The following is an 11,897-nucleotide window of genomic DNA, read 5'->3' on the forward strand; positions in this document are numbered from 1 at the left end:
TCATTTTCTTATGACAATCTAAAATTAACAGGAACCGTATATTTCACTCTGACGGGTTTGCCTTTCTGCTTTCCCGGTGTCCATCGGGGCATTGACTTAATAACCCGAAGAGCTTCTTTATCCAAATAAGGATCAACACTTGTCAGCACATGTGCATTGATGATACTTCCGTCCGTGTCCACCACAAACTGCACAACTACTTTTCCCTGCGTACCATTTTCCTGCGCGACCTGAGGATATTCCACATTCTGTGCGATATAGCGCATCAATGCCACGTGTCCGCCGGGATATTCGGGCATCACCTCTACATTGTCATATATCTTATTAGGATCTTCCGCCTCCACTTCCTTGCGCAGTTCAGCTGCCAATTCGGCTTGCAGTCTGACCCTCTCCGCTTCCTCACGCTTATCTGTTTCTTCAACAGGAGCTATATACGGCACTTCGGAAACTTCATCCTCTACTATGATTAACTGTTCAGGTGCCTCCTGAGAACTTTCAGCTTCGGATAAGGACTCCGACGCTTCCGAAAGAGATTTCTGCAGAGCCTTCCTATCCGCCAGCCGTTTTTCCAAATCCCTAAAATCCATATACAGATTGTAAGTGCCCCATTTCTCCGTCTCTATCCGCAGGCTTTTGTCGGAAGGCAAGTAATGCAACGTAAGATTTTGCTCATAAGTATGTACGAACGCATCGCAACCCTCTGACTTCATGATGGAGTCCACATACAATATATATAGGCAATCATTGGCCATTATCTTAATGATTCCATAAGCTCCTTCAATATCCCGATTATACAAGCCCAACTGCGCATGGGCAAATGCTTTGGCATCTTCCCTCGTCCGCCACTCTCCGACCAATGGGTGCTCCACATCGGTAGAGGGTAGGATGCGACTTTCCATTTCGTCCAAATAAATATTGACCTGTCTTTTCCCATTAGTCCACTTTCCTGTAAAGAAGCATTCACCATCATACACTCCATAATCCATCTTGAATGTTCCGGTATTCTTTCCCCCAACAAATTCATTGATGACGTAACGCCCCTCCTCTATCTTCCCACTCAACTGAATATCCTGCTTGTTCCGTTTATAGAAATAGGTGCCATACAAAGAATCGCCTTCCTGCTTTAAACACATTTGCACTTCTGATTTTCCAACCCTTCCCTCATAAAGGGTTTCTTTAATGGCGGGCACATTTACCACTTCCACAGTCTCTCCACCCTTCAAACAAAAGAACAAAACAGACAGAATCACCAACACTGACGCGCCGCCTATTATATAGTATTTCTTGTGTGAGCCGCCAGACGAAGCAGGGACTTCCACCGTTTTTCGAGCCGGTGGGGTTACAGACTGAGGGTTATCATTGGATGAATCCCTTTCAGCATTTCCAAGATTGTGTTCCATTCTTGCACGCAGTCTGCGGTTCCATCCTTTACGATAAGTAACTAACAGCCAAATTTCAACAAATAGTACTCCCCAACTTATAATTACACCGACAATCTTTAATGCCGCATCACCGGCAGAATCAGGAATGAGCTTGACAGCGACAAACGACAGAAGCAAAGTAACAAGGATATTAAGTACCGGATGCAGCCCCCAAAAAAGAGTTTGCAACGGATACCATTTATAGAACGAACAAAAATAACGTAAAGCCGTAACGAAATAGGGCAATGAACATAATACCAATAAGATTGGCCCTATTCCCATTTCCTGCCTCACTTCATGTCCCCAATAAGACGTCTCAGCGTTTTGAGAGCCAAGAGCAAAAGCCATGAGAACAAGGCCAATACAGAAACTAAAACTATAATAAAAGTCCACCACACTTACAACAAAATGTTGAAATACTTTAGGCAACTTCAACTTCAAGATTCCAAGAACCAATACAGGAACAATCATTAGAAAAATAAGGAACAAATAAAAGCCACCGGAACCTTTATCGATATTTTCCGCAACAGTAAAAGATTCAAGAACTTCTCCATTTACTACGGTTTGAGCCAATGGAGCAAAAAGAAAGATTAGAAAAACCAAAACAGCTATTAGAATATTGCAGATACCAGAACTGCTTTTCGGCATTTTTACATCAGAATGCATCATATTATATTGAATTATGATACAAAAAAAGGCGGAACCATTCAACCTATCCAGTCCTGAGGTATCGCCAAACACCGCGCCAAGGAATAAGTGTAAACAGTTCACGCCCATAGAGCGTGAACTTCAACATCTTATTCTCCTTGGCTTTCCAATTGGCGATTTTCAGGACCAAGTAATAAGAGCTAAAGCTCTAATATGTATAGAAAGAACGGAAACGCTTTTCCTTTGTTTGTTATTAATAAATAGAAATAATTAAAAATCACATAGTCCGGCATCCTGTCAGGCTACTTTCAAAAAGGATATCTCCTTTCTACATCAGAGTTTTGTCTTCTTCCATAGGCAATCCGCTTCACTGATTAAACATATATTTTATCGCATCAAAGTTAGATAATACATACAATATTACAAAATTATTCACCCGGCATTTTTATCAAAAAGCTTTATTCCTTCTAAAAATACGATACGGCTCCTGCTTTCAATACCTAAATCTCCCTAACGAAAGAAGCTTCCCACCGCATAAAGAGGCACGTTCACCATCCATTCCTCCTCCCGATAAGCGGACATAGAAGTGCGGACAGCCAACGACGGCTGATATTCCTTAACATACAGCCGAAGGCTTTTGGCTTGCAGGTTCTCTTCGGCTTTCACCTCTATAGGAACCACGCTTCCCTGATATTGCAACAGAAAGTCTATCTCCGACTGCGAGTTGGATTTAGCCCAATAATAAGGTTCGTGCTGCACAAGCTGTTGAAGCACATATTGCTCGGTCAATGCCCCCTTAAACTCCGTAAAGATAGCGTTGCCATGCAACAACGTTTCCGCATCAATGCCGTTCATAGCGGAAAGTAACCCTACATCCACCGTGAAGAGTTTAAAAGCAGTATACTCTTGATAGGCTTTCAGCGGATATTTGGGAGCCTTCACACAAAAGACTTGGTGGATTAGTCCACAATCATACAGCCACGAAAGTGCCAGTTCGTATTCACGCGCACGGGCTCCTTCCTTCACCAGCCCGTAAACAAACTTTCGGTTTTCCTTGCTCAGTTGTGCCGGAATGGAATTCCATAACTGCCGGATACGCGGCACAATCTCTGCCGGAGCATGCTTGGAGAAGTCACGGTCGTAACTCCTCAGTATTCCGTTCTGAATGTCGCGCACTTCTTCCCAACCGGCTTCTTCGCTGAATGCCAGCACCGCTTCGGGCATGCCGCCCACAAAATAATACTGCCGAAGCCGTTCGGCAAACTTATGGGCAAAAGTGTTTACCAGTTGCCAGTCTCTGCCCGACAGCAGTCCGCAAAGCTCCTTGTCACCAACAGCTTTCAGGAACTCAAGGAAGTTCAATGGATGCAAAGTCATGAAGTCCACCTTTCCCACTGGGAATGATTCCTTTTTGTGCAGTTCGATGCCCAGCAACGAACCCGCCGCAACAATATGCTGTTCCGGAGCATTTTCCTGAAAATATTTCAAGACGGTCAGCCCGTTCTCCGCCTCCTGTATCTCATCAAGCACAATCAACGTCTCGCCCGGCTCACACGCCACTTTCGTCGCAGTACGGATGGCCAGCAGGATTCTATCCACATCAAAGTCTTCTGCAAAAAGGGTACGAAGGTGCTTCTGCTCCTCAAAGTTGACATAAGCCACCTGCCCATAGCATGTACGCCCGAATTCCTTCAGTAACCAAGTTTTCCCCACTTGCCTTGCACCCTCCACTATCAGAGGCTTGCGGCGTTTCTTTCCTTTCCACGCCCTTAGTTGTTCCAATGCATCTCTTTCCATACTTCAAAGCTTGTTCATTCACAAAATCAGGAGGAGTTTTCCCCATACAATCACATTTTCAAGAGGAGTTTATTGCAAATATACACATTTTCAAGAGGAGTTCCCACTTTAGATGGCAAAAGAAGGAGAAGTTTCGGTTATTTAACGTCCTCACCACAAAGCATCCCCATACCCATCACGGACACATTCCCTACCTTTCCCCCGTAAAAAGCTTGCATATCTACTGAAGCATGGCTACCTTTGCCGTTCAAGATACCATCTTGTGCGGTATAAGATACCATCTTAAACAGCTCAAGATGCCATCTTGCGCAGCAAAGCAAAGGGAACTACAGTTTATAGGGAAATGAGTTCCAGGCGCTAAGGTACTATGCAGCTGACATTGAGAAACATAGATGCTATTAACAACATCAATCAACAGGAACAAGAATATGGGAATGATTTATTTAGTAAGGAAGAAACTCTTCAGCACCAAAGAAGGAATGAAACAACTGTACTACGCTGTGCAACGTACCCTACAACCACGTGGCGGAGTAACAACCGAAAAGTTGGCGCAACGCATGGCCCGTCGCAAAGGTATGGGTGAAGGCGACGTGCAAAGCGTACTGGTGGACCTACCCAAATACATCGAGGAAGCACTCAGCGAGGGAGAGTCCGTCACTATCAGAGGACTTGGCTCCTTCAACCTCGCCATAACAAGCGAGGGCTTCGAGCATCCCGACGACGTGATGCCGGGCAAGGTACGGGTTTCACGCATCTACTTCAAACCGGATCGCATGTTAGTGGGAAGGCTACGCCAGAACATGAATTTCTTCCGTTACCCGCTGAGCAAGTACTTCCCCCACGAAATGCTACGCCCCGAAACACTGGAACGCGAACGGGTACGGCCCCCAAAGACGCCGGAAAACGAAGCAAAGGACATCAATACGGTAACAGACTGAAAGAACAGAAAGCCGTCCACAAGCGGATATTTCAGTGCCAACACCTTACACACAACGACCTAAAGCCGATGAAAGAGAGAAAGTGCCGAACGGTATGATTATTCGCACAAGCCACACCTAAAATGCGGACAAGCACTTAAAACAAATCTTAATCTTCTGCAAGCGAGACAAAAAAGGTATTTCATTTCAAGATAATTACGTATATTTGCGAGCTAAACAAGAGAACGAAAAGCGCCGGAACGAGTCGGAATGAAATAAAACGGCCCGGAGTTATTAACAAAAAGGGCGACTTATCAACAGATTTTGCAATCTTTCTCTTTTTTAGTAGGCGCAATACGGAATTATCACTTATTTCGCTGCCAATAAACACTAAGATTATGGGAAAAATTATTGCTTTGGCAAATCAAAAAGGCGGTGTAGGGAAGACTACGACTACGATTAATCTCGCAGCTTCACTCGCTACCCTGGAAAAGAGAGTGCTCGTTGTGGACGCAGACCCGCAGGCAAATGCCTCTTCCGGTTTGGGTGTCGACATCAAGCAGGCGGAATGCACTATATACGAATGCATTATCGACCGGGCCGATGTTCGCGAAGCTATCCATGACACGGAGATTGAGACACTGAAAGTGATATCCTCACACATAAACTTGGTGGGCGCCGAGATAGAAATGCTCAATCTGAAAAACAGGGAAAAGATACTGAAAGAAGTACTCGCCCCATTGAAGGAAGAGTTTGATTATATCTTGATAGACTGCTCGCCCTCTTTGGGACTGATTACCATCAATGCACTGACGGCAGCCGACTCTGTGATTATCCCCGTACAAGCGGAATACTTTGCACTGGAAGGTATCAGCAAATTATTGAATACCATCAAAATTATCAAGTCTAAACTGAATCCGGCACTTGAAATTGAAGGTTTCCTACTAACGATGTACGACTCGCGTCTGCGCCAGGCCAACCAGATTTACGACGAAGTGAAACGCCACTTCCAGGAACTGGTGTTCGACACTGTCGTTCAGCGTAACGTCAAGCTGAGTGAAGCTCCCAGCTACGGTCTGCCTACCATCTTATATGATGCAGACTCTACAGGAGCCAAGAATCATATGGCACTTGCCAAAGAACTGATCAGCCGTAATAATTAATTCAAAACGAAGAACCATGGCACAAAAAAGAAATGCATTAGGACGCGGGCTGGACGCCCTGCTTTCAATGGACGAAGTGCAGACCGAAGGCTCTTCTTCCATCAACGAAATAGAGTTGTCGAAGATTGTCGTCAACCCGAACCAGCCCCGTCATGAATTTGACGAGACAGCGCTTCAGGAACTTGCCGACTCAATATCTGAAATAGGTATCATTCAGCCCATTACCCTACGCAAGCTGTCGGATGACGAATATCAGATCATCGCAGGCGAACGCCGTTTCCGTGCTTCACAACTCGCCGGACTGAAAAGTATTCCCGCCTATATCCGCACTGCCGATGACGAGAACGTCATGGAAATGGCGCTTATCGAGAATATACAACGTGAAGACTTGAACTCTGTGGAAATAGCCCTTGCCTACCAGCATCTGTTGGAACAATACGGGCTTACACAGGAACGCCTTAGCGAACGTGTCGGTAAAAAGCGTACAACAATTGCCAACTACCTGCGCTTATTGAAACTGCCCGCCCCCATTCAGATGGCGTTGCAGAACAAGCAGATAGACATGGGACATGCCCGTGCACTTGTAACACTGGGTGATCCGAAGTTGCAAGTGAAGATATTCGAAGAAATCATCGAGCACGGATATTCCGTACGTAAGGTGGAAGAAATAGTAAAATCCCTGAGCGAAGGCGAAGCCGTGAAAAGCGGCGGACGAAAAATAGCTCCCAAACGAGGAAAACTGCCGGAAGAATTCAACATGCTGAAACAGCAGTTATCAGGCTTCTTCAGTACCAAAGTGCAGTTGACCTGTTCGGAGAAAGGAAAAGGTAAAATCAGTATCCCGTTCAATAACGAAGAAGAATTGGAACGTATTATCGGCATACTCGATACTCTTAAAAAATAAATGACGAAAGGAACAAGAACATATCAATGGTGTATCGCCCTGCTGCTTTGCTTCGTGCAGACGGCAGGGATTGCTGTGTATGGGCAGAACCGTCCGCGTGCTGCTGCCAAACGGCAGCAATTGGAACATGCAGACTCACTGAAAAGACTGCCGCAAGTAGCTCTGGACAGCCTGAATGCACAAACAGAATCTGCCCTGCAACGGGTTTCGGCTGCTGACAGCATTGCCTTAGCCGACAGCATTGCTGCCGAAAACAAAAAGCGTCTGCTGGAAATGACTTCCAGTACTACCCCACAAGTACCTCCTACACCAACAGACAGTATAAACGGGGCACTTAACAAGAAAGTATTTATCCCCAACCCGACCAAGGCAACATGGCTCGCCCTGGTTATCCCCGGTGGTGGACAAATCTATAACCGTAAATTCTGGAAGTTACCTATTATATATGGTGGATTTGCAGGATGTGCTTATGCACTAACCTGGAACAACAAGATGTATAAAGACTACATGCAGGCCTATAAAGATGCCGCTCTTGGCAACTGGGAAGCCAACAGTATTCATGACCTTTTGCCACCCGGATATTTGGACAGAACCCCAAAAACGCAAATAACAGAAACCCTCCGAAAGCAAAAGGATACGTACAGGCGCTATCGTGACCTGAGTATTTTCGCTTTCATAGGTGTTTACCTGATATCGGTTATTGATGCCTATGTAGATGCGGAACTATCCAATTTCGATATAACCCCCGACCTAAGTATGCGGGTAGAACCTGCCGTAATCAACAGTCAATACAGTATAGGCAGCTCCAACAAATCTGTCGGGGTGCAATGCAGTTTCCGTTTTTAATGAATTAAGCTATACCAAAGAATAATCACACATGAAGAATAAATCTGTAAATATGAAGAAGTTTATCGCTACTCCGTTTCTGTTTTGTCTATCACTTTTCGCCTTCCAGGCGCAAGCTCAGGAAAGTGTAGAAGTAGTGATCCGTGACAACGGAACAGAACGCCAGGAAAGCATTGAACTTCCCCAAAGTATGACTTATCCGCTGGACAGCCTGCTCAATGACTGGAAAGCCAAGAATTACATTGATTTAGGCAAAGATTGCAGTACCTCCACAGAGAACCCGCTCTTTAGTGACTCTGTTTATATCGACCGTCTCAGCCGTATTCCTGCCGTAATGGAAATGCCTTATAATGAGATTGTACGTAAATTCATCGACATGTACACAGGACGTTTACGTAATAACGTATCATTCATGTTGAGCGCCTGCAACTTTTATATGCCCATCTTCGAAGAAGCACTCGACGCCTATGGATTACCGCTCGAACTCAGATACTTACCTATCATTGAATCTGCGCTGAATCCTTCTGCCAGATCCCGTGTAGGTGCTTCCGGTTTGTGGCAGTTCATGCTGGCTACCGGAAAGATGTACGGATTGGAAAGCAACAGTCTTATCGACGAACGTTGTGATCCTATTAAGGCCACGTGGGCAGCTGCCCGCTACCTGAAAGACCTGTACGCCATTTATCAAGACTGGAATCTGGTGATCGCCGCTTACAATTGCGGACCAGGTACTATCAACAAAGCAATCCGCCGTGCCGGTGGTAAAACTGATTACTGGGAAATTTATAATTTCCTGCCCAAAGAGACCCGTGGATATGTGCCTGCATTCATTGCCGCCAATTATGTGATGACTTATTATTGTAAGCACAACATCTGTCCCATGGAAACTAATATCCCCGATGCTACAGACACTGTGCAAGTAACAAAAAACTTACACTTCGAACAGCTTGCCGATATCTGCGGCGTTAGTATGGAAGAAATTAAGAGTCTTAATCCTCAGTTTAAGAAGAGTATAATTCCCGGTGAAAGTAAAGCTCAAACCCTTCGCCTGCCCATGAATTACATCAGTACATTTATCGACAATCAGGATACTATTTATGCCCACCGTGCGAGTGAATTATTCAAAAACCGTAGAACCGTAGCCATCTCCGAACCCCGTTCTACAGCAAGACGCGCTACAACCGGCAGTGGAAATCTGACTTATCATAAAATACGAAATGGCGAAACATTGGGTACTATTGCACGCCGCTATGGAGTCACCGTAAAACAACTTCAAAGTTGGAATGGGTTGCATAACACCAAAATTTCTGCCGGAAAGCAATTGAAGATATATAAATAAGAGCACAAACGCTTGCACGGTGTTGAAATTTGCTTATTTTTGCAGCAATAGAAGAAAGGAGACAGGGATATGGAAGAGAATGTGAGCCAGAAAGATAAAGAAAAAGTCGAAGAGGAAATGATTGAACAGGCTTTCCAGCAACTGTTAAACGACTATTTGGCAACCAAGCACCGTAAACGCATTGAAATTATAACAAAGGCATTCAACTTTGCCAACCAGGCACATAAGGGCATCAAACGCCGCTCAGGCGAACCCTACATTATGCATCCCCTGGCTGTGGCACAGATTGTTTGCACCGAAATAGGTCTGGGGTCTACATCCATTTGTGCAGCATTACTGCACGATGTGGTAGAAGATACAGACTATACCGTAGAGGACATAGAGAATATATTCGGCCCGAAAATCGCCCAGATTGTAGACGGACTGACCAAAATATCCGGTGGTATCTTCGGTGACCGGGCTTCGGCACAGGCAGAGAACTTCAAAAAGTTGCTGTTGACGATGTCCGATGATATACGTGTGATCCTTATCAAGATAGCGGATCGTCTGCATAATATGCGTACGCTGGGTTCCATGCTTCCAAATAAGCAATTCAAAATTGCAGGTGAAACTTTATATATATATGCTCCACTCGCCAACCGCTTAGGACTTTATAAGATAAAGACCGAACTGGAAAACCTGAGTTTCAAGTACGAACACCCTGAGGAATATCAAGAAATAGAAAATAAACTGGCTGCTACGGCTACCGAACGCGATAAAGTATTCAAAGAGTTCACTGCTCCGATAAGTGCACAGATGGACAAGATGGGACTGAAGTATCGTATCCTGGCACGTGTCAAATCCATTTATTCCATATGGAACAAAATGCAGACCAAGCATGTACCATTCGAAGAAATCTATGACTTGCTTGCCGTACGTATTATTTTTGAACCACGTAACGCGGACGAAGAGTTAAATGACTGTTTCGATATCTACGTCTCTATTTCTAAAATATACAAGCCCCACCCCGATCGCCTGCGCGACTGGGTGAGCCACCCCAAAGCAAACGGCTATCAAGCTCTACACGTTACCCTCATGGGCAACAATGGACAGTGGATCGAAGTACAAATCCGCAGTGAGCGCATGAATGACGTGGCCGAACAGGGTTTTGCCGCACACTGGAAATACAAAGAAGGCGGTGGTAGCGAAGATGAGGGCGAGCTGGATAAATGGCTACGCACCATCAAGGAAATTCTCGATGATCCGCAACCTGATGCCATTGATTTCCTCGACACTATCAAATTGAACCTGTTTGCATCGGAAATCTTTGTATTCACCCCTAAAGGTGAAATCAAAACCATGCCACAGAACTCTACGGCGTTAGATTTTGCATTTTCCCTGCATACAGATATAGGTAGTCATTGTATCGGCGCAAAAGTAAACCATAAACTTGTACCACTCAGCCATAAATTGCAAAGTGGTGACCAGGTGGAAGTTCTGACATCCAAATCACAACGGGTACAGCCGGAATGGGAAGTATTTGCCACTACAGCCCGTGCCCGCGCAAAGATAGCTGCCATCCTGCGCAAAGAACAAAGAACAAACCAGAAAGAAGGTGAAACCCTTCTGAACGAATTTTTCAAAAAAGAAGAACTGCGATTGGACGACATGCTGGTTGACAAACTTGTGAAAGCTCATAACATGAAGAACAGGGATGAGTTGCTCATAGCTATCGGCAATGGAAAAATCGTATTGGGTGATCTGGATAAAAATGCCCTGAAAGAAAAACAAGGAACCAATTGGAAGAAATTCCTCACATTCTCATTCGGCAGTAATAAAGACAGCAAAGAACCTGTTGAAGAAAAGATACCGCAGGAAAAGGAGAAGATCAATACTAAGCAAATCCTGAAACTGACGGAAGAGAATATCCAGAAAAATTACATCATGGCAGAGTGTTGTCATCCTATTCCGGGTGATGATGTATTGGGATATATCGACGAAAATGACCGGATTATTATCCATAAACGCCAGTGCCCTGTCGCTGCAAGGCTGAAGAGCAGCTACGGCAACCGTATCCTTGCCACGCAATGGGATACACACAAAGAGCTATCTTTCCTGGTGAATATCTATATCAAAGGCATAGACGCCATGGGATTACTGAACGAAGTAACACAAGTCATCTCCCGCCAGTTGAACGTAAACATCCGTAAACTATCCATCGAAACAACGGACGGTATCTTTGAAGGAAACATCCAGCTATATGTGCATGACGTGGATGATGTGAAGACTATCAGTACTAACTTGAAACAAATACAGAATATCAAGCAAGTAACCCGAGTAGAAGCATAAAACTATAAAAGTACATTTCATATGTTTAATTCGAAAAAAGGAATTGACGACAAGGTAAGTAATAAATTAACCACACTTTCCTGTCAAAGTTTAATAAAAGGTGATTGTTCTATCGATGGAGATATGCGCATCGACGGAATCGTAGAAGGAAATATTCAATGTACGGGTAAAATTGTTATCGGCCCCGAAGGAAGAATACACGGAAATCTTTCTTGTACACATGCCTGTCTACATGGAACTATCATCGGTGATGCTTATATAAAGGAAGAACTCACTCTGAAAGCTAATTGCGTGATGCAAGGTAATATTTATACCAGTAAATTGGAGATAGAATCACAAGCTAAATTCAATGGAACCTGTAACACGAATGATACCAATAATGAGATAAAATTATTGGAAGCAGTTACTGAATAACATTATTTACAATAGATTCAATTTAACAAAACCACCTTGCTGAAAAAAGTTTTATCTTATATAGGCGCTCATTATTGATATAAAATAGCTACTTTTGCAATATATATCAATGAAGTATAC

Annotated in this window: 9 protein-coding genes and 1 pseudogene; 7 read left to right on the forward strand and 3 right to left on the reverse strand. The window is 44.3% G+C overall.

The features are described 5' to 3' along the window. Positions 1–8 precede the first annotated feature (8 nt). From DW036_RS26020 to DW036_RS25565, 3 genes and pseudogenes are all read right to left on the reverse strand, one after another. Positions 9–314 (reverse strand): annotated as a pseudogene (locus DW036_RS26020) (energy transducer TonB); the annotation flags it as partial. Positions 315–2,579: 2,265 nt separating this feature from the next. Then, positions 2,580–3,866, reverse strand: a complete 1,287-nt coding sequence (locus DW036_RS15875; protein ID WP_118465265.1) for an ATP-binding protein — start codon at positions 3,864–3,866, stop codon at positions 2,580–2,582. A 137-nt stretch (positions 3,867–4,003) separates the two neighbouring features. Continuing rightward, positions 4,004–4,147, reverse strand: a complete 144-nt coding sequence (locus DW036_RS25565; RefSeq protein ID WP_158585969.1) for a hypothetical protein — start codon at positions 4,145–4,147, stop codon at positions 4,004–4,006. Between the two features lie 147 nt (positions 4,148–4,294). Between DW036_RS25565 and DW036_RS15880 the strand changes: the two genes are divergently transcribed. The 7 genes from DW036_RS15880 (at position 4,295) to DW036_RS15910 (ending at position 11,777) form a co-directional block, all read left to right on the forward strand. Beyond that, positions 4,295–4,804 (forward strand): HU family DNA-binding protein, encoded by a 510-nt coding sequence (locus DW036_RS15880; protein WP_118465266.1) that lies wholly within the window; start codon positions 4,295–4,297, stop codon positions 4,802–4,804. 377 nt (positions 4,805–5,181) lie between these two features. Then, positions 5,182–5,946, forward strand: a complete 765-nt coding sequence (locus DW036_RS15885) for a ParA family protein (RefSeq protein ID WP_118465267.1) — start codon at positions 5,182–5,184, stop codon at positions 5,944–5,946. A 16-nt stretch (positions 5,947–5,962) separates the two neighbouring features. Continuing rightward, positions 5,963–6,850, forward strand: a complete 888-nt coding sequence (locus DW036_RS15890; RefSeq protein WP_118223456.1) for a ParB/RepB/Spo0J family partition protein — start codon at positions 5,963–5,965, stop codon at positions 6,848–6,850. Continuing rightward, positions 6,851–7,696, forward strand: a complete 846-nt coding sequence (locus DW036_RS15895; protein ID WP_118465268.1) for a DUF5683 domain-containing protein — start codon at positions 6,851–6,853, stop codon at positions 7,694–7,696. Between the two features lie 31 nt (positions 7,697–7,727). Then, positions 7,728–9,035, forward strand: coding sequence for a lytic transglycosylase domain-containing protein (locus tag DW036_RS15900; RefSeq protein WP_118465269.1), 1,308 nt, complete (start codon positions 7,728–7,730; stop codon positions 9,033–9,035). Between the two features lie 69 nt (positions 9,036–9,104). Next, positions 9,105–11,363, forward strand: coding sequence for a bifunctional (p)ppGpp synthetase/guanosine-3',5'-bis(diphosphate) 3'-pyrophosphohydrolase (locus tag DW036_RS15905; protein ID WP_118465270.1), 2,259 nt, complete (start codon positions 9,105–9,107; stop codon positions 11,361–11,363). A 21-nt stretch (positions 11,364–11,384) separates the two neighbouring features. Continuing rightward, positions 11,385–11,777 (forward strand): polymer-forming cytoskeletal protein, encoded by a 393-nt coding sequence (locus DW036_RS15910; RefSeq protein WP_007667103.1) that lies wholly within the window; start codon positions 11,385–11,387, stop codon positions 11,775–11,777. The last annotated feature ends 120 nt before the right edge of the window (positions 11,778–11,897 follow it).

The organism is Bacteroides sp. AF39-11AC (assembly GCF_003474285.1).
Classification (GTDB): Bacteria; Bacteroidota; Bacteroidia; order Bacteroidales; family Bacteroidaceae; genus Bacteroides.